13 protein-coding genes are annotated in these 23,054 nt (G+C 32.9%); 2 read left to right on the top strand and 11 right to left on the bottom strand.

From position 1 onward, the window contains the following. Positions 1-97 precede the first annotated feature (97 nt). The 6 genes from EV145_RS13965 to EV145_RS13940 form a co-directional block, all read right to left on the bottom strand. Positions 98-1,282 carry an acetate/propionate family kinase gene (locus EV145_RS13965; protein WP_133525814.1) on the bottom strand — a complete coding sequence of 395 codons (1,185 nt, stop codon included), beginning with the start codon at positions 1,280-1,282 and terminating at the stop codon, positions 98-100. A 147-nt stretch (positions 1,283-1,429) separates the two neighbouring features. Next, positions 1,430-3,523, bottom strand: coding sequence for a phosphate acetyltransferase (gene pta / locus EV145_RS13960; protein ID WP_133525813.1), 2,094 nt, complete (start codon positions 3,521-3,523; stop codon positions 1,430-1,432). Positions 3,524-3,567: 44 nt separating this feature from the next. Then, complete coding sequence (gene corA, locus EV145_RS13955) at positions 3,568-4,641, bottom strand: magnesium/cobalt transporter CorA (RefSeq protein ID WP_133525812.1); 1,074 nt, start codon at positions 4,639-4,641, stop codon at positions 3,568-3,570. 485 nt (positions 4,642-5,126) lie between these two features. Next, positions 5,127-6,329 carry a hypothetical protein gene (locus EV145_RS13950; protein WP_133525811.1) on the bottom strand — a complete coding sequence of 401 codons (1,203 nt, stop codon included), beginning with the start codon at positions 6,327-6,329 and terminating at the stop codon, positions 5,127-5,129. Next, on the bottom strand, positions 6,326-11,134 hold the full coding sequence (locus tag EV145_RS13945; protein WP_133525810.1) for a hypothetical protein: 4,809 nt from the start codon (positions 11,132-11,134) through the stop codon (positions 6,326-6,328). Before EV145_RS13945 ends, EV145_RS13950 begins: the two co-directional genes overlap by 4 nt. A 30-nt stretch (positions 11,135-11,164) precedes the next feature. After that, complete coding sequence (locus EV145_RS13940; protein ID WP_133525809.1) at positions 11,165-12,403, bottom strand: ImmA/IrrE family metallo-endopeptidase; 1,239 nt, start codon at positions 12,401-12,403, stop codon at positions 11,165-11,167. 520 nt (positions 12,404-12,923) lie between these two features. Here EV145_RS13940 and EV145_RS13935 point away from each other — a divergent pair. After that, positions 12,924-14,873 (top strand): hypothetical protein, encoded by a 1,950-nt coding sequence (locus EV145_RS13935; protein ID WP_133525808.1) that lies wholly within the window; start codon positions 12,924-12,926, stop codon positions 14,871-14,873. A gap of 145 nt (positions 14,874-15,018) precedes the next feature. On the opposite strand, the gene EV145_RS13930 is transcribed toward EV145_RS13935, so the two are convergent. The 5 genes from EV145_RS13930 to EV145_RS13910 all read right to left on the bottom strand — a co-directional run bounded on the left by EV145_RS13930 (position 15,019) and on the right by EV145_RS13910 (position 18,232). Further along, positions 15,019-15,489 carry a JAB domain-containing protein gene (locus EV145_RS13930; RefSeq protein WP_133525807.1) on the bottom strand — a complete coding sequence of 157 codons (471 nt, stop codon included), beginning with the start codon at positions 15,487-15,489 and terminating at the stop codon, positions 15,019-15,021. A gap of 230 nt (positions 15,490-15,719) precedes the next feature. Beyond that, a complete protein-coding gene (locus tag EV145_RS13925) occupies positions 15,720-17,036 on the bottom strand; it encodes a PcfJ domain-containing protein (RefSeq protein ID WP_133525806.1) in 1,317 nt (438 codons plus the stop codon). Continuing rightward, positions 17,033-17,413: a PcfK-like family protein gene (locus tag EV145_RS13920; protein WP_133525805.1), complete on the bottom strand. Its 381-nt coding sequence runs from the start codon at positions 17,411-17,413 to the stop codon at positions 17,033-17,035. Before EV145_RS13920 ends, EV145_RS13925 begins: the two co-directional genes overlap by 4 nt. 30 nt (positions 17,414-17,443) lie before the next feature. Beyond that, complete coding sequence (locus tag EV145_RS13915) at positions 17,444-17,803, bottom strand: hypothetical protein (RefSeq protein ID WP_133525804.1); 360 nt, start codon at positions 17,801-17,803, stop codon at positions 17,444-17,446. 39 nt (positions 17,804-17,842) lie between these two features. Beyond that, complete coding sequence (locus EV145_RS13910; RefSeq protein WP_133525803.1) at positions 17,843-18,232, bottom strand: single-stranded DNA-binding protein; 390 nt, start codon at positions 18,230-18,232, stop codon at positions 17,843-17,845. A gap of 325 nt (positions 18,233-18,557) precedes the next feature. On the opposite strand from EV145_RS13910, the gene EV145_RS13905 reads away from it, so the two are divergent. After that, positions 18,558-22,826 (top strand): NACHT domain-containing protein, encoded by a 4,269-nt coding sequence (locus tag EV145_RS13905; RefSeq protein WP_133525802.1) that lies wholly within the window; start codon positions 18,558-18,560, stop codon positions 22,824-22,826. The last annotated feature ends 228 nt before the right edge of the window (positions 22,827-23,054 follow it).

The following is a 23,054-nucleotide window of genomic DNA, read 5'->3' as shown; positions in this document are numbered from 1 at the left end:
TCGGTTTTATAGTCAAAGATACTGACAAATATTTAATTTTGGGCGTAAAAAAAGCCTCTCTAACGAGAAGCTTTGTTATGTAAAATCGGCTTAAATCTTAACTGTTTAACAATTGATAAACTTGATTTGCAATTTCATATTCTTCATCTGTTGGAACAACCAAAACTTTAGCTCTTGAATTGGCTTTATTAATTTCTCTTACTTCCTTAGATCGAATTTGATTTTTTTCAGAATCAATTTCAATTCCAAAATAATCCATATCAGTACAAACCAATTGACGCATATATGAAGAGTTTTCTCCAATTCCGGCCGTAAAAACAATAGCATCTAAACCATTCAGCGCTGCCGTATAAGCACCAATAGTCTTTTTGATGCGGTAAGCATTCATCAATAAAGCTAATTGGCAGTCTTTATTTCCTTTTTCCGCCTCTGATTCAATATCACGAAGATCACTATAACCAGTCAAACCAAGCATACCGCTTTGTTTTAGCAATACTGCATTTACTTCGTCAGGAGTATATCCAAGATTTTTTATCATATAAAAAACTACTGATTGGTCAATGTCGCCCGCACGTGTACCCATAATTAAACCATTTGATGGTGAAAATCCCATTGAAGTATCAATACATTTTCCGTCTTTTACAGCTGCCATACTGCATCCGTTGCCTAAGTGAATAGTAATTATTTTAGAATGATTTTCTAGAAATTTAATTGCTTTTTCAGAAACGTATTTGTGGCTTGTTCCGTGAAAACCGTAAACACGAACTTTATTTTCTGTCAAAAGATAATTCGGAATTGCATATTTATATGCCACTTCCGGCATAGACTGATGAAAAGCAGTATCAAAAACTGCAATTTGTTCCGCCGAACTAAATATTTCTTCAGCAACATTAATTCCTTCTAAGTTTGCAGGATTGTGCAACGGAGCCAGCTCAAAAAGCTGTTTTATTTTTAGTTTTACTTTCTCGTCGATTTTTACTGTATCACTAAAGTCGCTTCCTCCGTGCACCACACGATGCCCGACTGCAGCAATTTCGGAAGTGCTTTTAATCACCCCTTTTTCAGTATCTAAAAGCATACTGGCAACTTTTTGCAAACCAACTTTATGATTTGGAATTGGGAGTAATTCCTCAATCGAGTTTGAGGATGTTTTAAAAGTAACATTTGAAGTTTCTAAACCAATTCTGTCAATCATTCCAGAACAAATTACTTCGTTCTTTGGCATAATCATTAATTGATATTTAATAGATGAACTTCCTGAGTTTATAATTAGTATTTTCATTTTTTTTTATAGATGCTAAGATTCTAAGTTACTAAGGTTCTGAGTTTTTTTAAAGGCTTATTTTTTATTGTGAATTTAGATTAAAATAAAAGCAATTTTCAAGACAAAGAATAAATTTACAATTCACAATTAACAATTTACAATTAACTACAATCCCTGCGCCTGAATTGCTGTAATTACGACCGTATTAATAATATCATCCACAGTACAACCGCGGCTCAAATCGTTTACAGGCTTATTTAAACCTTGCAACATTGGTCCAATGGCTAAAGCTCCTGTTTCTCTTTGTACTGCTTTATAGGTATTATTTCCGGTATTTAAATCGGGGAAAATGAGCACACTTGCCTGCCCTGCTACTTCAGAATCTGGCATTTTGCTTTTTCCAACTGCGCGATCCACGGCTGCATCATATTGAATTGGTCCTTCGATTTTTAAATCGGGACGTTTTTGTTTTACAATTTCAGTTGCTGTCCTTACTTTATCGACTTCATCTCCTTTTCCAGAAGCTCCAGAAGAATAGGAAAGCATGGCTATTTTTGGTTCAATTCCGAAAGCTGCACTTGACTCTGCAGATGAAATAGCAATTTCTGCCAATTGCTCAGCCGTTGGGTTTGGATTGATGGCACAATCACCAAAAACAGAAACTCTGTCTTCTAAACACATAAAAAATACAGACGAAACGACAGATGAATTAGGTTTGGTTTTAATGAATTGAAGCGCTGGTAAAATTGTGTGCTGAGTAGTGTGCGCAGCTCCCGAAACCATTCCGTCTGCGTGACCTTTATACACCATCATTGTTCCGAAATAGGAAACATCTTCCATTAAATCTCTTGCCATTGTTATACTCACATTTTTAGCTTTTCTAAGCTCATAATAGGTATTGGCATAGTCTTCATAAAGCTCTGATTCTTTGGGATTAATAATCTGTACTTTTGAAAAATCAAACGTAATTCCAAGTTCGGCAACTTTACTCTCAATTTGTTTTTTATCTCCAATAATAGAAATATCAACCACGTCCATATCTAGCAATCTTGACGCTGCAGTAATAATTCGGTCATCATTTCCTTCTGGAAGTACAATATGTTTACGATGCTGTTTTGCTCTTTTTACCATGTTGTATTGAAACATTTTTGGCGTCATTCCTTCGGGCACAAAGGTGATCACTCTTTCAGATAAAGCTTCAATTGCTACATATTTTTCAAAAGTGGTGATAGAGGTTTCAATTTTGTGTGTGTTATTAGCGTAAATTTCAGATTTTATAGAGCCAATTTTGTTTGTAATATTATAAGTTCCGCCATCGACAGCGATAATTGGAACAATAGCAGAAAGTCCTTCTATAAGCTTTAAAATACTTTCCTCAGGAACAATATTTCCGGTTAAAATGATACCTGAAATCGTTGGATAATTAACCGATTCATTTGCCTGCAAAGCTCCCAAAATAATATCTGAGCGATCTCCGGGAGTTATAACCAGTGCATTGTTATGTAAATGAACTAAATAATTATGCAATTGCATGGCTCCCACGCTATAATGTCCAATTTCGTTATTAAGATAGTTTTCACCAAACAAAACTTTGGCACCAAGCTCATTTACAATTTCCTGCATTGTAGGATTATTTAAACTTGATATCAGCGGAATTGTATTAACTAAAACATTTGGTGGCAAACTTTTCTGAAGACTTTTCGTTACCAATTTGATGTTTTCAGGCTGTACTTTATTGGCAAAAACCGACAAAACCTCAACTTCTTTCACTTTGAAAGAATCATACACTAAATACAAACTGTCAACAAGCTCTTCTAAGGTTTTACCAACACCAGAACCGATAATTATAGTTGGGATTCCGAGGTTTTTTGCGATTAAAACATTCAAATCTAATTCAATTGAAGTTCCTTCACCAGTAAAGCTTGTTCCTTCAACTAGAACAAAATCAAAACGTTCTTCGAGCTTTTTATATTTTTCGATAATTAAATCTAAAACCTCCCCTATTTTGCCTTTATTTTTTTTCTTTATCAGTTTACTTTTTGTGATTGCATAAGCATCTTCAAACTTAATGTCGAGATTAAAATGCGACAAAACTGTTTCAATATGATTGTCTTGTTCACCGTCTACAAAATCTTCGACAATAGGTCTAAAATAACCCACTTTTGCTGTTTTGCCTATCAAAATGCTCATTAAACCAAGGGTAATTATTGATTTACCGCTATTATGATCACTTGTGGCAATGTATATCGCTTTACTCATAATTTATATTTTGAAACTATTATTGTTCTATAAAATTAAAACCGCTAAAACCAACGCCTTTTCTTGAAATATACTATCAATCCAACAACTAATAAAAACATTATGCCCATGACAATAAAATAGCCGTTTTTTGCACGAAGTTCTGGCATGTAGTCGAAATTCATTCCGTAAACTCCAACAATAAATGTCAGCGGAATAAATATGGCAGAAATGATAGTCAAGGTCTTCATAATTTCATTCATTTTTCGGCTTTGTTCTGAAAAATAAAAATTAGAAGCACTTTCTAATGAACTCATATCTGATTCTATTTGTTCTAAGAGCTCTAAACTCTTTTGATGAAGCCTTATGAAGAAATTAAATGTTTCCTTCTGAATAAGGCCGTTATTTTCATCATCATCTTTTATTGTTTTCAAATAATACAATGAATCTCGAAGTGGCACGATTGAACGTTTTAAAAAATTAAAATTATCGCGGTGGTTTTCAATCTTTTCCAGAATAACCGGATCAGCTCCTTTTTTTGTCAGATCAATTAATTCTTCAATATTATCTTCTTCATCTTCTATCGTAATGTAAAAATTTTCCATTACTGCGTCTAACAATAAATACAGTAAATAATCTACTTTTTTAGTTCTTACAATTCCCGCATGCGTGCGTAAACGCTCGCGTATATGAGTGAAGAAATCGCTCCTTTTTTCCTGAAATGAAATCAGAATTCCATCTTTCAAAATAAAACTCAACTGCTCAACTTTAAGACCGTCCGAATATTCAGAAGGTAAAAGCGATTTTATATTAAAGAATAAGACATCTTGCTGTTCTTCTAATTTGGTTCTTTTTGTTGTATTTAAAATATCGGCCAATAAAAAATCATCTAACTTAAAATGTGCACCGATTGTTTTAATTAATTCGATATCATTTAATCCATGAATATTCAGCCAATTATTTTTAGTGTAATCAATGCAAGTATTTAAAGCTAAAACGGTGAATTTTTCATATTCGATAACATCAGCATCGTTATATACAAAAAGCTGCATTTCTGATTCATGATCTTTATGAGATCCAGTATACTCTAAACTAGTATGTTGCAGTTTGCGTCCTTTTTTGTATTTTATCTTTCTCATTCAAAATGATTTATATAGTAATATTACAAAAAAGATTTTGAACGGGAAATGACAAATGTCATTTTGTGGATAGGATACTTGATGCAGATTCACTTTCCCAAGTTTCGACAAGTAAAAACGTCAAAAATGTTCATAAAAAAACCGGACTATTTCTAGTCCGGTTTTCTATTATTGTGAAAGAAGGATTATTTTACTTCTTCAAAAATAACAATACTGATTACCAACATATTATGTAACAATGGTACAAATATGATACAAAGTAACTGTTTTATTTCAGGAAACAAGATATTTTTTGCCCTCACAACTTAAGAAGTAGTTTTGAAAGTAACCCATCATTATTAGGCCCTTGTATAATATTTGAAGTCAAAATTACAACACATGATATCTAAAGTGCTAATAAAAAGTTATAAAGCTAATTTTGCTTACAATCGCTTTTTTTACATACTTATCATTCCTTTTTCAATTAAACAGTAACTGACATTTCATCAAATAACGTCATGCATTATAATATATTCCAGAACTTTTGCACTTGTCCAAGCAGCAAGTTTTTTTGCACCGTCCGTCTTTTTTTGTGTATTGTCCATAACCGATTTAATAATTAATGGTATGGTCTTCCCGTCATTAACAATTTCACATGCTCTTGCAATACCATATCCTTCCATTTCTAGTCCAATGGTTTTTCTATCAACAGTTAAAACATCACTTTCGAAAAAACCTTCTCGGTCAATCACCGACCGCACACATGCCACTGGTTCACAATGGATATTGACTTGCGTGTTATAAATTTCATCTTTCTCCTTTATAAAATCAATAATTTTACTCTTGATTCTATCTATTTTTACCGTGTATGAGCTTTCTGTAGAAACTGATTCAATTTCTCTTTTAAACTCATCTTCTGTTAATTTACCTTTATCGATTGTAAAAACTTTTTTACTAATAATAACATCCCCAATTCTTGTATCATCAGGTTTACCTCCCATGACTCCTGTCATTATTAAAAACTTTGGTTTATATAGGCAAATCAATTCTGTAGCGAGTATCGCGGCATCCACCATTCCCGAGTTTATTTGAGAAGCGTATATAACTTTTTTATCGGGTTTTGATTTAAAGTAGCCCAATTCAATAAGGTGTTTACTATTTTCAATTGTTTGCAATGTCTGAATTAATGGTAACACTTTTGTCATTTCATCTTGTTCCAAAGCAGTAATTATAACGTAATCAACATCATGAAAATCTTGATCGCTTTGAGTATTTTTAATCTTCAAGTGGTCTTTAACTTTAGATATTTTTACTTCTTCCGATTCAATACTAGGCCTTACAGAATAATATTTTTGAATTCTTTTTTCAATATATTCTTTATCGTTCGAGGAAAATTCTTTTCCGGAAATTTTCTCATTAATAATTGAAGTTGTTCCATCTGATATAAAGCGGGTATCAAGTAAAGGATATTTTTCCCTGATTCCTGATGATATAAATTGCTGTATACCTACTATATTGTCGGAGTAAAAAATATGAACTACTAGATGCACGAGAGTATCTTTATCCAATAAATTTAATTCTCTTTCAAAAGAAGCTAAGCTATCAATTCTAATAGGTTTCTTAAAAGAATCTTTTCCAAGATTATTAAGATTTTTTTGATAATGCTCTTCTTCATCAAAAACAAATAGTATTACATCTAATGAATTCATAATTTAAATTTTAATTTTTGGTAAAATTCTTTTACCTCGGTGTTTACTTTATAGTCGTATTGAAAATTAAATAAAGGACTCTCTGATAGTTGCTTTAAGCAATTTATGCCTTCATTACTTGAAAATTCCTTTACTCTATCTGTGTAATGATTAACTATTGTAATCACAACAAAATCTTTTTCATTTGTAAATTTAATCACAATTTCCTTTTGAGCATTGCTGTAAAATTTCAGGTTATCAATTATTTCTTTTAATACAATTTTATCAATGTATTTTTCGGGTATATTTATGTCAAATTCTAGATTTAAGTTGTTCTCGACAGTCGTACTATTTTTTAAAGTATTTAACTGTACTAGCAATTTTTCAACAAATGATTTATACTTGATTTTTGAATTTTTGAATAAACCTCTAAATTCTTCACTCTCACTTCCCAATTTATCGTTTATAATTCCCAAATACTGAATAGACTTATTAAAGTTATCAATATCATTACCTTTTTGTTCGAGGTTATAAATGAAATCATCAATAAAAGAATATAAGCTAATTAGTGATGTTTCCTTGCCGTCAATCTGATTATAATAAATCATGTAAGGATAAGGCTTAAAAAAATCTTCAAAACTTCTAAAAAAAGAAATTAAGGGATTTAGTAATGTGTTTTTAATATTCCACCAACCTTCTCTAACTAGGATAATCTTTTCTTTATTCAAAGACTGTTTACGAATACACAAATCACTTAGCTCTCTTAAATTTGTTAGTGTAATCGAAAAATTAACTCCATAGGCTCCTCGTTCATCATGCAACTTAGGCTGATCATTTTCCCAATATATGTCTTTGATTTTTTGAATTTGCGACTCAAAGTCTTTACCTGATGGCAATGTTGATATGTATGAATAAAATCTTTTCACTTCTGCCAAAGATTTTAAATCTAAATTATTTTCTTCTATAATTTTCGAAAAAAACTCCATTACTATATTTGTAGAGTTTTTACTAGATATTTCCGAAACATGAATTGGAAAAAGTCTTAAAAACTTGTAAAATAAATAATTAATTGGGTTTATCTTTTTAAACGTATCTTTTGAAAAATTTAGTAGATCTTCGAATATTTTTGGATTAAGTTTTTGGATTAATTTGTCATCTTTATAAACTATAAAAAAAAGATGTATTATATCTTTTCTATTTTGCGACCAGTCATAATATAAGTCTTTCTGTATATTAATTTTTTTATTTTTATTTCTCGGACTCCCAAATAATATTGAATCAACAAATTCCTCAATCTTCTCTTTTATATCTGGAAGAATATTGGAAATCTTATCATAAAGATATGGCTCGTAAAGTAAAGACATGCAGAGTAACTCGATATCCTTTGTTCTATCGATTGATCTGATATTCGACTCATATTTTGCAATAAATTCATTAAACCATTTGAAACTCTCTTTGTAAAATCTATAACCAATAATTTTTCCCACCTCGTTCCTTACTAATATTAAATCTTTCTTAGGGACATCAAGCGTTTCTCTATTCTTAGGAAAATATTTATAATCTTTATCGATAGAATTTTTTGGTGATATTTCCTCTAGAATTCTAGAAGCAATATGTTTTATACTCAGTGGTGTATTTTGAATTTTTAATAACTCTTTCAGCCATAAAATCTCACCTGAATATGGCGAATTATTCAAATAGAAAGTTGAGATGTGCCAATGTGAAGCAAAATATATGTTAACATCGACCGTGCCGTATTGGGCATCAAATAAATCACTTCCTTTATTCAAATTATATTTAAGTGAATTAATTTTCGAAAAAAATTCTCGTTTATGATCATTTACCCTTCCAACTATACATAATAAGTCAATTTTTTTTGGTCTAAATATTGTCAATTCGTTTATCATTTGAAGAAGCGAATCACCTGTACATGAACCATCATCAAATATTAGAATATTATTATTTTCAACAATATTTGAGTAAAAATCAGTTGTATGTGGAAATTTCCAGCCTTCATCAGTATTAAATCTTTCTAATTCATATATCTCTATAGATTGATTATTCAAAACTTTACTTATAAATTTTTCAAATTTTAATGTTTTAATATCTGAATCTTTCGGATAGAATATTTTTAATTTATCGTTTACTTCAATTTTATTTTTTAGCAACTCATTAAAAATCTTATTTAAAAGAGAATTTTTTCCATCCGCAATTTTATTATTCTCAGCAAACAATATTTTCTTTAAATTAAAAAAATATGGATGAATTAGATTATTGAAGATTTTAAAATTTATATGAATGTCATCGTTTTCCACGTAATCTATAAAAGTTGAATTAGATAGTAAAATAGTCTCTTTTATAGTAAGATCTTCAGAAAAAATAATTGGAATATTAGTATAAGGATTTATCCTTATTACATCTCTAAACGCAGATTTATTCTCAATTTCTTTTCTTCGAAATTTTTTAATTGGAAATTTAAAAAGATGAATAATTCTAGATTCAAATTCTTCTGCAAATTTCTTAGTATTTTCAAAATCTAGATCTAGGGTATTTGCAATTACTGCAATTTTAAATAACTTGGAATTGTTTTTATTAATTACAGACTCTATTCTTCTCGTTAAGTTACCTGTTGAAATTGCATCACAAACAAGAATATAATTAGAATTCTCCTTAATTTCGTTTGACTTTAAATCCTTTTCAAATGTTATATAGCTATCAAAATAAAGGCACTGTTCTTCAGTTATTAAATTTTGCCTTATCAAGGAATTTAATATTTTGTGACTACTTGAAGTAATTGCAATATAATTTGCATCACTTAAATCATCATCTGTACTTTCTTTTATATTTTGAAATAATAATTTCGTAATTTCATTGCAATCTGACTTACTATTTAACAGATCAATTAGCTGTAAAAACTGCGATTGATAATAATTCCCATTACATAAATAAAGACCATCTTGTCTAATACATTTATTTTCAATTACAAGATCCTCAATTAGAATATCATCTATCTTTTTATACCTAATGTAATATTCTAAAATAACCTTCGATTTAGGAATTTTAGAGTCAATATTACCATACCTATCTGAAAAGTGTAGATTTCCAAATATATTATCAACATCTTTAAAATCCGTTTTAGGCAATAATACATCTTCTAATAAAAATTGATTTAATTTTAATTTATCGTCTTCCTCGTATATTCCAATCCATTCGATTTCGACATCATCATTTGCATCACTTAAGTAAATAAATGGAATCGGATGTATTTTAAAATCCTTAATTATCTTATTTAGATTTAAAACCTCTTCATTAATCTCACTAAGATTTTTTTTAGGTGGTGGATGTAAAACGACAATGCTATTATTTAAATTAATATTATAGTCTGTTAAAAGGAAAAAAATAGTTTTTTTAATAATTCTTTCATCTTTGCAACCAAGAAAACTTATATAGTTTAAAGTGTTATCTGTACCACTTTTTAAAAGATTATTACTCAGCAAACGAAGTAAATCATTATAAATTGAACTTTTTTCAGATGATAACTTTTTTGCTAACGTATATATATTTATATTATTAATTTTTTCAACTTTGTCCGTTTTAAAATTAAATATAGGTTTTATAGCGGATTTGTCAAAGACAGCACTATCATCTAATGATGGTAAGTAAATAGTTATGAATGTTCCTGGGAAGAATTTTGATTCATCGCCAAAAATTCCGAAAGCTTGCTCAAAATCCTTATTTTCAGAAAAATCATAAATTATTTTGCCATAATTACTTCTCGCAATTAACAAGCCTCCATATCTTTTTACTATAGTCAACAAATCAAATAATCCTCGTGGAATAAAAAGATTACTTTCAGAACCTACATTAAGAATTGGATTTCTTGAAGAATTATGTTTAAAAGCATATTTTAAAATTTCATAATCTTTAATAGTAGTAAATAAATCATCTGATATTATTTGATTATCGTTAATGTATTGATCTCTAAGAGTGGTTGGTATGCCTTCTCCAAAGTCTAAAAATGAAAATTGAATAAATGATTGATTTTTAAATTTTTCTTTGTTTTTAAAAAAACCGATTGTTTCTGGAATTTCTTCTTCTTTAAAGTTAGATTCCAAGAGGGATTGGCCACTATTAGCCGGATTGAGCTGGAGTGCTAAACTCATAAAAGCCAAATCAACATCACTTTTAAAGGAGTTCTTTATTGAATGATCTAAAAAGTTCTCATACAATTCTTTTGTAATTATAGCACTCAATGTATTATTTACAAATGGATGACTAAATCCACTTGTAAATAACTTTTCCTGTATAACATCGTTGAGCTGGTATATTGGATTTATTTCATGCTCTAATAAATCACTATCTTTGTAATCATTAATTTTTCTCAATGTAATGAGTGGAGTAATTCCAAATCTATTATAAATCTCTTTACTTTTTTCAGAATATTTCTTTTTGGATATTAATTCATTTTTAAAGTCTTTAATAGTATTATTAGTTATATCAAAGTAATTAGAGTAATCTTGAGTCCCGATTACTGAATAAATCTCCCAGATCTCCCATAATTGAACTACTTGTATTTTTGTTCTTTCACTCAATTCAATAGTAGATATTCCCTTTTTCTTAAAATAGACCTTAAAATCAATTTTACAATTATATAGATATTTAAGCAGTGCTGAAAAAAGTAATAAATTCTGATTAGATATCCATTCCGTTTCACTTAAGTCAAATTCAAAATTTTCACTAGAGTCTTTCTTAATACTACTGTAAATAGAGTTTATAAATTCGTCTATATGTTTCTCAGTAAATTTTTTCTGTAATTTTATTCTCATTTTTTTGTGTATCGTGTTTGAACTTTAAAACTAAAAATCCAAGTTAGAGTTTCTAATAGAGATGCTTCTTAAAAATTCTCTAGTAATATTATCTTCATCTGACATAGCAGGTTTATTGATAAGACCTAAATCATTCAGTCTATATTCAATATTATTTTTTCCCACATTAAAAAAATCTGAAAGCCATTTTACAATATCTCTATAGTCTTTCTTATTACATTCTTGACTATCTAAAAAAATTGTTCCCTGCTTACTGATGCCTAATTCTTTCTGAATTAAAATCAGCCTTGCTACTATAGAGTTTTTAGGCATTAATAAGCATGATGCGAAATAATTTGCTTGCCACTCAATCCAGTGTTTATCATTTTTAATATTATATGACTGGTGCAGAAAATTAAATTGTACATCCTTAAAATTATTGTAAACTGTTTGATTTATTTTTAGATTTCTATGTAAAATGAAATGACCAATTTCATGTCCAAGAACAAATGGATACTGAAGATTATTAGAAATATTATTATTTATTATAATTCGGTTCTTGAATAAATCATAGTAGCCCAGTATTTTTCTATCTTCATGATCTGTAATATCCAAAAACTCAACCTCTAAAGATTTTTTTAATTTTAAAAATTTGATAACTTCAGATAAAGGTGTTGGCAAAGCATAATTTAAAATTTCAGGATTAATTTCATTCAAAAAATTATTTGCTATTTTTTCAATATTTTCAGAATTAAGTTTTTTTAAACCCTCAATCTTTTTTGGCAATAATGCATTTTCAATAAGAACCTTAATATTTAAATCGAAATCTACCTCTTCTTTAATTTTAGAACTTATATTTTGATTTTTATGTAAAACAATAGTGTACTTATCCTCATCAACCTCTATCAACATTATACCAGTATTTTCAGCAACTTTAAAAGCACCACTTTGAAATTTGCTGTTTGTGATTAAAATACCCTTTGGTGTAAATCCTTTAATATTTTGAAGTTTATAACTAAATTCCTCTAAGTCATCAACAGGGACACTATGATTAGAATAATTTTTACACTCTATTATGCAAAGTATCGAAGGCTTATTAGCTGATGGATGTTTTACTTCGATAACTAAATCAAAAATTACATCTTTCTCTCTGATTATGTTATAATATTTCTTCTTTCTATATATAGTGCAATGCCCTGGTATAAAACTTAAATCATTATTAAGTAGTGCCTGTTCAATTAAATTATATGATTTATCTTCAAAGCTGTCACCAATTTTTACAGTATTCATATGCTATTTTTTTTTCACTTCTAGTTATAATTATTTAGCCGTTGATGACTATGGATAAACTTTCCATACCACAAAATAGGTTTTAATTCTAACTATGGCCAAATTCATCCTTGGAGAAACATCCTAACTTCACCGGTTGCAGGCGATTTCGTACTTCTGTTTATCCTATAAATGGTAAGTCGACGATATTTTAATCTATTTTTAAATTCCTGTATTAAAGGCTTTATAGCTTATAACCTAAACTTTGATAAAGACATGCCAGCTAGTTAGATAGTTGATAAAAATAAGTATTTTCATCCAAATATATCCGCTTTATATTTCAAATTGAATTATTTGATAAAAATAACCATCTCTATATGATGAAAATAGGTACTCTTTCTTTATTTTCGTTTTACAACTATCCAATAGAGGAATTTAGTTGATAAGAGTATTATTCATTCACAACTTTGTAATCCAAAGCAGTATAAAGCTTAAAAATTTGGGTAACATAGATAAATTTCAAAAATATAACCTCCTAATAATGGCTAAAAAAGCAATTGATATAATTCTTTGGGAAGAAGGTTTTTATCCCTTTTCAATAAAATACAACCTAAAAAATGCTTTTGAAAAACATAAAGATAAACTAGATGGTGCAGAATTCGATATCACATCAGATTCAATAATAAACTATTCTCATTACTTTAACAAGTACTTTGTAGAAATTGGTAACGCCTTGAAATATGCTTTAACCAAATCGATGTTAGGAAAACCAGAATTCATTGCATTATTAATTGCCGATCTGAACAGAACTGAGGTAATTATCACAGAAGAAACTAGACGCGCTCATAACGCAAATGATTCGTTCGATATGAATCAAATTTCGGATATATCTATAAGCAAGCCTGAATTTCAAAATGGCTCCGAATCTTCATGGTCCTTAATTGACACCGTAATCGATATTGCTACAGTAAATCTCGATTATTTAAATTATATCAAATTTGATTCTTCTGTTAATAAAAACAGAGAAGAGCTCGTTCAAGTTGACGTAATTATAAATTTAACACATATCGGTTCTATTTATATCGCTGCAAAATATTCATACGACCAAATTATTTGGAGAGGTTACAGTATGACATTTGAAAATGGAGAACTTAGATTAAAATCTGATTTAAATGAGTTGATGCTGGATAATGCATCCTTAATTAGGTTATCACGAAACATTGCCTTCAAATATGATGATTTATTAAATTCTCATTCTGACTATAAAAAGATTTTAAGTTACTACGACGAAACCCGAAAATTTCAGAAATTGAAATTAATAGAATTAAAAGAAGGTAATTTAATTATCTCATATCAAAAGAAAGATAAAAAACCTTCGGAGTCCTATTGTCTCTTGGTTGCGCCTATACTTGCTTACTATCCGTTTTATAGGTCGCAGAAAATAGCAGGTTTAGAAAATTTAACTTTAATTGATTTGGTTAATTTATTATCAGGTCTGCAGGACTTTGTTCGTGCACTTCCCATACCTGAATACTATAATACAGCTGTTCAAAATTTAAGCCAGTTTCACCATTTCAATCCAAAAATAAAAAAAACAGCACTAATTGCTCATTTCAAAATTATCACGAAGTATGATGAAAAACAGATAAAGACTTTTTTAACTCTTTTAACTCACCGTGGTAATAAACATAACCTTTACAGGTATCCCATCTACCAAGAAGGGGAGAATTTATTCTTTACCCATTCAACTATCAAAAGAGCTAATGTACTTTACTTAATTGACAAGTGGCTTGAAGAAGGAAAATGTGATCTTGCAGAAAGAGGATTTCATTTTGAAAATTACATTAAAAATCATTTAAAAAATGAAAAACTAAACAAGTTTGCTCATTTTAAGTTAATAGAACAATCAAAGTTCTATTTCAAAAATTCCGAGAATGTTCGTATAGAAGAAGAGATTGATCTTGTAATAATAACTGATACAACTGTAATAGTTGGCGAAATAAAATGCAGTACTTATCCTTTAGATCCCGATGATTTTTACACCTCTTTCCAAACAATTAAAAAGGCGAAAAAACAAATTGAAAGAAAAACACGTTTTTTAAATGATAATTGGGAAAAGTTTGAAAACATAATAGGTAAAAAAGGAAGCCGAAGGTTTGAAAAAATTATTATTGTTAATTTTCCGCAGTTCGCAGGTAGAGTTATTGATGGTGTTCCAATTGCAGACTTTAACCTTTTCCTTTCATATTTTCACACTGGAAGATTCTCTAGCTTCAAATTAGAGAAAGGCAAAATGCCTATCGCTGATGTAATTCCTTATTATGACTCTATACCAACTTTTGAAAGCAATTTTGGAAAATTCTTTAATAAGCCGATACCTATTATGGAATTATTAGATAGACAGGAGATAATAGACTATGAGGTTACTTATAAGGGTGTGGAACCAAAAACAATTTCGCAAAGAGTGAAGTACAAATCTAAAGATTACTGATATTTTAAGTTATTCAGCTTTAAAATTAAATAAAGTAACTATTATAGTTCTAATTTAATTTTTAATAAATGTCTTTGAAAATTATGATTAATAATAATGTCTTGACAAAGACTAATATTCTAGGTTTTTAATAAACTTGAAGGAGCTAAAAAGCTCCTTCATCTGCAAAGGAATAATAAGTTTCAGGAGTAATGATCAAATGATCCAGCAGTGCAATATCAAGTATTCCGCCGGCTTCCTTTACTTTTCTGGTTATCTGTTTATCAGCTTCAGAAGGTTTAATCTGTCCTGAAGGATGGTTATGAATCATAATCAGCGATACCGCATTTGCTTTCAGTGCTGCTGCAAATATTAGTCTGAGGTCAACCACAGTGCCTGAAATCCCTCCAGAAGATACTTCGTAAATGCCAAGCACTTTATTGGACTGATTTAAAAGCATGATTTTAAACTGCTCGAAAAATTCTATTGTATCAGAATTCCAGGACTGGAGCGCCAGCTGGTAAGCCGTTTTCGAAGAATTTATAAAAGGTCTTTCTGATGCTTTTACTTTTGTTTTGTAGATCAATTCAATTTCTGCTACCTGATTCCAGTTCTGAAGTGTTTTTAAAGTTTCCATGATTTCTAAAGTTTTAAGATTAATTATGGAACCTCAGCCGGGAATGAGAAAGCGAGCGAAAAAAGCAACGCAATAAAGCAGGTTTTTCACCTGCATTTATGGGGGAATTTTTTTCGGCGAACCGACTTTCCTTCCCGAACTTTGTTCTGAAATTAAGCCTGAACCCCTGAGGCAATATCCCCACCTTCTAGTGTCTGCTCGCCGAAATTTCACATAAAAAAAGCCGAAAACTAAATTTCGGCTCGGACTGCTTTTTTGTTTTTTATCCTCTTTTTAATCTGATAGAGGTTCTGATTCAAAAGTTTTAGAATCTGTTTGTGGTGCGGGGAAACCTTGTTTTTAGTTCCCCTGCACTGCACAACTTCAAGTGATGGAAGTGCAACCTCTATGGTCTCCACAGGCTTGTTTTCAAATTTAGCTGAAAGAATAAGGGAGCTTTCCTTTTTATGATATTCGTTAGTAAATACGCAGTGTCGGAGCATATCACCCTCTTCGAGAAAATCCTGCACGCTTTCCATGACACTTATGCTGAGATTTTCCTTTGTGAACTCCAATCCGAAAAACTGTTTTTTCTGTTCTTCATAAACTATCTGCGCCTGCTGTATTTCAGAACGTAGTTCCTTTATTTTAAGACGTCTCTGAACTTTACGTTTTCTCTCAACAAGTCTGTCGTGTTCCTGAACCAGATTTTCTGGGCACACGTTAGCAGGAATGCTTAAATCCATTTTAAACCATCTGAGCAGTGAGATGTAATCTTCCCAAAGCGTAAAAAAAGAGACCTTATAATTGTTTTTAAAACACGTTTTAACTGCCTGCCAGTTCTCCCTGATGTACTGCGCGCGCGACAGCAGATAATGCTTCAAAAAATCTGTGTGTCCTGTTTTAAGGAGCGTCTCAGCATAAGAATCTTTCAAAAGAGCCGTAAAAAGCACCTGCGGTGCAATGGTGTAAAAACTGCCTTTGAAACCGTTTCTTTTCAGGACATCAAGCACCTGCGCACCTGCATAAACCTTATAAGGATTAATGCGGTATTTGGGAGAATCCTCAAAATTTTTGGGACGGATTTCAAGGGGCGAGTAATATTTCCAGGCATCATAAGTATTTGAAAAAACGTTGGTGCCGAGCGAAAGCGTACGCACCTCCCCTTTTGAATTTATCCAGTGCTGCATGACTTCCTTATGGAAGTAAGTCGGCATGCAGTTCTTTTTCATGTTTTTGTGCGAGCAGATAATACGTACCACCTGAAATCCTGCGCATACATTCAGAACAGCCCAATACTCTATTTCTTTGAAATGCACCTGATTGTACTGCTGTATTTTGAGTTTTCCCCTGCATGCTGTGCAGTTCATATAATTTTTGCAGGATGCTTTCTGCACATCAGGTTTCCATGTGTGGGCGCATTCCAAACAATGAAATTTTCCCCTTGAGAGCACAGCCCATTTCAGAAAAATGTCTCTTTCTGCCCTCCCCTGCATTTTTTCCGTTATAGGTTTAAGCGAATCGCTCAAAGCTGTAATCTGCTTTTCGATGATGGTTTTAGGTATCATAGGTCAAAGAGTGTTAAGGTTTTTGATGCGGGTTTTAAAGCAGGAAATTCCGTTTTTGGAACGATGCTGTTTTGAGGAACTTCGGAAGCAGAGCTAAACAAATCAGCTTTTTCAGGCTGATTTACCACAACCCTGCATTGTACAGGCTGAGGCTGATCAATGCTGTCATCTGCATAATATTTGACCGCCATGTCAAATATTTCCTGATTGTCAAAGGCGCAGAATCCAGTCTTTTTTACCTCCCAAAAAATGTAGTTGAAACAACTCTCCAAGTTTTTAGATGCTTTACTTAAGTTCTGCGCAAAAACTATGTCGCTCTGCGCAGTTTCATTGAGATAATTTTCTATAACGGTTTTAAATTTGTCTGAAGCTTTCATAAAAGTTGATTTAAGATTGAACAGTAATTGTTATTCAAAACTGCTTCTGTAGATATCAAAACAGTATTCTTCGAAACACAGCCAGCACATAAAAGTGTAGTGAGGCAGGCGGTGTCTGTTCTTTACAGCTTCTCCAAGCGAATCTTCGATTTCTTCCCTGATGTTTTCCAAATCTTCAAGATGCTGGATGTAGAACTTTTTACAATCCGCATGATATATAAATTCGGAGATCATACCGCTGATGCACCCGATTCTCTGCAGGTCTTCAAGGAAATATTTAAGCTGTTCTTTTTTAGTTCCTCCATACGATTCCAAATCGGAAAGAATAATTTTATTGAACGCAAGGCGCACATCATAATCGGCGTATATTGATTTTTGTAAGGCTTTCATAACTCATTTCATTAGGCTTATACATTTATCATCCGAACATTAAAAAGGCAGATCGTCAGGTTCTTCTTTTTTATTCTCCTTGGCAGAAAAATTACCCGACTGTACAGGCTGAGTGTCTGATGCGAAAATCAGTATTTTAATATTACTGGTATGAAACGTGAGACTGCCTGCGGCTTTACCCTCACTGCTGAGATAAGAGTTCACACCGATTCTTCCGAATAGTTCCACCATTGTGCCTTTTTTGAGCCACTGGGCTATACCTGCACTGAGCCAGTACGAGCAGTCAATAAAAGTGACTATTTTTTTTACCTCAGTACTGTCCTTGGTTTTGTAAGTGTCATTAACTGCAATGGAGAAGTTAACAACCTGTCTGTCTTTTGCTGTTTTAGCAACAACAGCATCTCTGGTTAAGCGTCCTGTAATTTCCATGATTTAAAAATTTTAGATTATTACTGTTTCTTCCCGCCTGCTCCGCAAAAAATGTTTTCAAAAGAAAAAACGGAAAAAAAGAAAGCAAGAATCAAGTGGGCGCTTAAGGATACGGAGGGCTATAAGTCCCGAAGGGCGGCAAGGCCGTTATGCGCCTGCAGGATCCGGCGCACGCTATCTTGGCTGCCCTTTTAGTCCGTTTCGAATGAAAACTCATAAGACTATCCTATTTCCTCCAGCCAGGATTCAAAAAAGGAAAACAAAATGCACAGTAAGATTGGCATGATATAATCTATATTTGTGATACATTTAAAATTTGTTTTCCATGTCAAAAAAAGGAGGAGATTTAGAAATCCTTGCACTGGAGTTCCTTGACAAGATTTTCAAGGAATTAAAATTTGCGGTTGTCCGTAAAAGAATCCAATTATCAGGCACACAGTACGGCTACGACAATGCAGTTGAGATCGTGAATGAGAAATATATAAGCCGATTGATATACAGCGAATGCAAGGACTATACAACGGAGCTGAATTATACCGACGCAATGATCAAACTGCCGCAGCTTGCATCGGCTCATGAAAAGATCGATCTGGCACTTTTCATCTCGCCAAGAAAAAACTTTACCAATATTTTTGAGGAAACCAAAAACAATCCTTTTTTGGAAAACCTTGCCAACAGGCATTTCCGTGTCGCATTTTTAACTCCGGAAACAGATGTGAAGAAATATTTTTCCCTTTATCCTGAAATTTACAAAAAGGCATATGGCACAGAGCCGTCAGTTCTCTCTAAAGCCGAAAGAGAAGAAATCTTGAATCAATTTGACAAATACATCTTCTCAAGCAGAAATCTGCAGAAGATCGTAATAGATGAATCCGACAAGCAGAAGTATATTCAGGGCATTGAGACAGCCCCTTTTCATATCGAAAGAACCTTAAGGAAAAAACAGGAGAGGGAATACGACTATTACCGCGCTTCTTCCAACAGCAAAACGCTGCTTTCCGAGATCCAGGAAAATAAAAAAGGAATTATTTTACTGGGCAATCCCGGTTACGGAAAAACGTCGGAACTTCGTCAGCTGGCAGCCCGTCTTTGGAGTACGCGAGAGAACACAGAGATAATTCCGGTATTCAAATCATTAAAGAATTTTACTCCGCTGTGCAGGATTGAAGATTTTCTGCCGCCAGATTTCAGGCGCATCCCAAAGCTGGCAGTTATTTTCGATGGTGTGGATGAAATCGAAAATATCATCGACTTCAGCAGCAAGCTTAGGGAATTTATTGTCCAGAACAGTGAATCATCAGAAAATGGTAGCATCCAATTCATCATAAGCTGCAGAACCAATATCTACAGAAAATACATCAAGGACATCAAAGGCCTTGATATCTACTTTCTAAACGAAGTAGGCGTTTCCAGCGCTCTTGGTTTCCTTGAAGCAAAATACGGGCTGGATCTTCAGGAGCACAAAACATTCGACATCTACAAAAACAGGGAAATCCTCGAAAATCCTTTTTATCTGGATTTGATCGGCATTTATTACAAGACCCATAAAAAGATCCTTACCAGCAAAGCGATGCTGATACGGGAATTCGTCAATTCACGACTGGATGAAGACAAGTCGGATAAATTCCAAAACGACATCAACTTTGACCGTGAACGCATCATAAGCTGCACCCAGAAAATTGCATTTGCGCTGGAAGCGATGCAGAAGCCATTCCTGACTGCTGCAGAAATTAAACGGGTAGCGCAGATTGATGAAATAGGGCTTGCCAAAAACTCCTTTTTAGAAGAAAACATGACAGGAAGCTGGAGTTTTGTACTTAAAAATATCCAGGAATATTTTGTTGCCAGCATTCTCTCGGAACTGGACTTTGAAGAAATCATACAAATAATAAAAATTGACACGGATACGGACAAGGTACATCCTACCTGGCATAACGTGGTAACGTTCCTATTGAACCTAATCACGGATGAAAGCCTTTACAATGCGCTGATCGGATGGCTGCTTGATAATGATTTCGAACTTCTTTTCAATGCCGATTCAGATCGGATTACCGATAAAACAAAAAGCAGGGCGTTCCAAGACTATTTTGTCAAGAACTGCGTTGACGATAATCTCTGGATTGCGGATCTTAAAAGCACAGCATTATTCAGCCAATGCGATGCCAATATAGAATATCTGATGCGCCAGGCAGCAGACACAGCTATCCACAGAAGAGCCAGAATGTCTGCCTTAAAGCTTTTGTCATACATGAGCATTTCCTCTTCATATCTTGAACCCATAAAAACACTGGCCAAAGCAATCATAAAAGAGAACGATTCCGCAGAAGACGATTATGTCTATCTGGTGGAGGATGCCATAATGCTTACCAAAAGCCTGCGCATCAATGAGGATACCGTATTTTTCAACCAGATCATAACAATGCTTAAAAACAGGGATGAAAAGGAAATCATCTATTCGATAATCTCCAGCACTCCTGTGGCATCTGCTGTTGAGAACATTGACTATTTTCTGGAAATCCTTGACAAGGCAATCGGCACCAAGCCATGGAATTCAAAGGCAAAATCACGATCCCTTATTTCAACCAAGGACAATATCCTGAGCCTGTTCACCAGAATCGACAACGGTCCGGTACTGGTTAAAATTTATGCCTTCTCAATTGAGAAACTCAACAGCCATCAATTCAAGGACTGTCTGAAAAAAGAGTTTTGGGCATATGCCAATTCCTTTTTCAAATCCAATAAGCAGTACAATACAAATCTGATCAAGATCATTTCAAACGCGGTAATACACAACCAGTCAAATCGTTATGATGATGATCTGCTTCTTGAAACAGCTGAATCGTGCGGCATCCAGACCCCGTTATTTGATCTAGTGCTCGACTCGGTTGATGGAAACTCCGGCGACAGGCATTTCCTGGCAGAAGTGATAAGCGAGGATGATTTTGAAAAAGTGCTTCAAAAATACCTCTGCGGATCCGTTAATGAGGAATTCCTACATCAGTTTAGAAATGTACTCAGCCACAAGGATTTTGATCTGAGCAAGAAACTTGAAGATTATATAGAATCGCGTACCCAATATATCTTCAAAGACAAATGCACTCACGAACAGCTTAATGAAAATAGTGAATACTGGCGCACAAAGGATCAAAAAGATTTTAATGTTCTTTTTGACAATGCAGAAATTGAAAGGCAGATTTTCATTCTTTATGAGTATATGGGCAAAACAGCATTAAATTATAAGGACATTGACAAGTTCTATCACCGCTACTATAAGGATTTTGAACTGCAGAAAAAAGTCACCGGCAATGCCAAACAGCTTTTGTATGAAATACTGAGAGACAATTACTCAGGAACGGCAAAACTCAGCAAGGCAGGCGTATGCAGAGCAATAAAGATGGCTAAAGCAAACCTCATACAGGATATACTAGACAGTCTTCCTGAGGAGAAAAAAAACAACAAAATCAAGATTTCGGAAGATCAGAAACTGTACATACAAAATTGGTGTACAGAGAATACCCCTTTAACTAAAGAATATTACTCGCAGCATCTGATCAAGGGAACTGCAGATCGCAATTACAATTACAGCCACGATTACGCTGTCTTTGAAGCCATTCATAAATTTCAAAAGTTTTTCCGTTTTCCTCTGGACGAGGAACTGCTATTGGATATGCTCTGGATCTATTCCCATGAAAAAGGCATCGAGACCGACTTTCTGGATGGAATTGTGCCGATCGAAAAAGTCCATGGCCGAATTCTGCACAATCTGTCAAACGCAGTGCTTTCAGCATCAAACTTCTGCCAGCACTTGAAATACTGCCAGCTGAACGATATTGAAATTGATGTATCCGGCCTGGATTTAAAATCAAAGATCTATGCTTTCCTCGACGACGGCCACTACTATTATGCAGGGGAAATCCTTCAGGATTATTTCACCAGCGATCTGGATACGCTGAAAGAATTTTTGGAATATAATGCAGAGAACAAAAGAGAAACCAATCGCTTTCTTTACGACTGCATCATATCAATCCTAAAAAAGACAGGGCATGATGATACTGCCCGCGGCTTTCTGATCGAAAACTATTCAAGCCTGCTGGCACAGGATATCTATACGGAAAAAGAACTGGTAAGAAAGCTGATCGGACTGAATTACAAGTATGGCTTTACCAGATATTATGAACTGTTAAAAGACCAGGCTGACCGGAATGCAAAAGGGGAATTTGCTTTTCATAAAGATGAATGGCAGAATTTCAGCAATCCCGAGGCGCTGGAAATGCTGGCTGCTGTTTTTGAACTCTGCCTTTCATCGCCCGCTACCGGAGATCTATTTGGCGACCATTATTCCCCTTTGAGAATATCTCTGGAGACTATTGTCAATATCTGCAAAGTCAATGATGAGAAAACCTGCATAAAGGTACTGGAACTCTTGGACGGCATAAATGTACAGTCGCTGAAGGAACAAAACATTGATTTGTTTCATCTGAACAGGCTTAGGAATGAAGTCAAGGAGGTGCATTACAGCCATAAGTCAAAACCCTACCAGATTACACAGGTCTTAAAGATAATTGACCAGAACAAAATTTTATTCATCGATTAATGCCTCACAGCATCTTTCCAATGAGTGCTGCTTTCAAATTACCATAAAAACTCAAGTTTTTTTTTAGAATATCTTTATAGTTTTTTTTCAATTTGATTACTTATAATGAACAGTATTAGTATAAAAAATCAACACTGTAAAAACTTGCTGTAAGGGAAAATCACGGAAAAAATTCATAAAAAAGGTGAACCAAATAGTTCACCTTTTATTTATATCGGCTGTACTGAA

It is taken from the genome of Flavobacterium sp. 245 (genome assembly GCF_004362055.1).
GTDB lineage: Bacteria > Bacteroidota > Bacteroidia > Flavobacteriales > Flavobacteriaceae > Flavobacterium.
The sequence above is the reverse complement of the archived record's forward strand: the minus strand, read 5'-3'. Positions and strand labels throughout refer to the sequence as shown.

Bases quoted from the DNA above. Each gene is read 5' to 3' on its own strand.
- EV145_RS13965 (WP_133525814.1), bottom strand. From the start codon at position 1,282: ATGAAAATACTAATTATAAACTCAGGAAGTTCATCTATTAAATATCAA.
- pta (WP_133525813.1), bottom strand. From the start codon at position 3,523: ATGAGTAAAGCGATATACATTGCCACAAGTGATCATAATAGCGGTAAA.
- corA (WP_133525812.1), bottom strand. From the start codon at position 4,641: ATGAGAAAGATAAAATACAAAAAAGGACGCAAACTGCAACATACTAGT.
- EV145_RS13950 (WP_133525811.1), bottom strand. From the start codon at position 6,329: ATGAATTCATTAGATGTAATACTATTTGTTTTTGATGAAGAAGAGCAT.
- EV145_RS13945 (WP_133525810.1), bottom strand. From the start codon at position 11,134: ATGAGAATAAAATTACAGAAAAAATTTACTGAGAAACATATAGACGAA.
- EV145_RS13940 (WP_133525809.1), bottom strand. From the start codon at position 12,403: ATGAATACTGTAAAAATTGGTGACAGCTTTGAAGATAAATCATATAAT.
- EV145_RS13935 (WP_133525808.1), top strand. From the start codon at position 12,924: ATGGCTAAAAAAGCAATTGATATAATTCTTTGGGAAGAAGGTTTTTAT.
- EV145_RS13930 (WP_133525807.1), bottom strand. From the start codon at position 15,489: ATGGAAACTTTAAAAACACTTCAGAACTGGAATCAGGTAGCAGAAATT.
- EV145_RS13925 (WP_133525806.1), bottom strand. From the start codon at position 17,036: ATGATACCTAAAACCATCATCGAAAAGCAGATTACAGCTTTGAGCGAT.
- EV145_RS13920 (WP_133525805.1), bottom strand. From the start codon at position 17,413: ATGAAAGCTTCAGACAAATTTAAAACCGTTATAGAAAATTATCTCAAT.
- EV145_RS13915 (WP_133525804.1), bottom strand. From the start codon at position 17,803: ATGAAAGCCTTACAAAAATCAATATACGCCGATTATGATGTGCGCCTT.
- EV145_RS13910 (WP_133525803.1), bottom strand. From the start codon at position 18,232: ATGGAAATTACAGGACGCTTAACCAGAGATGCTGTTGTTGCTAAAACA.
- EV145_RS13905 (WP_133525802.1), top strand. From the start codon at position 18,558: ATGTCAAAAAAAGGAGGAGATTTAGAAATCCTTGCACTGGAGTTCCTT.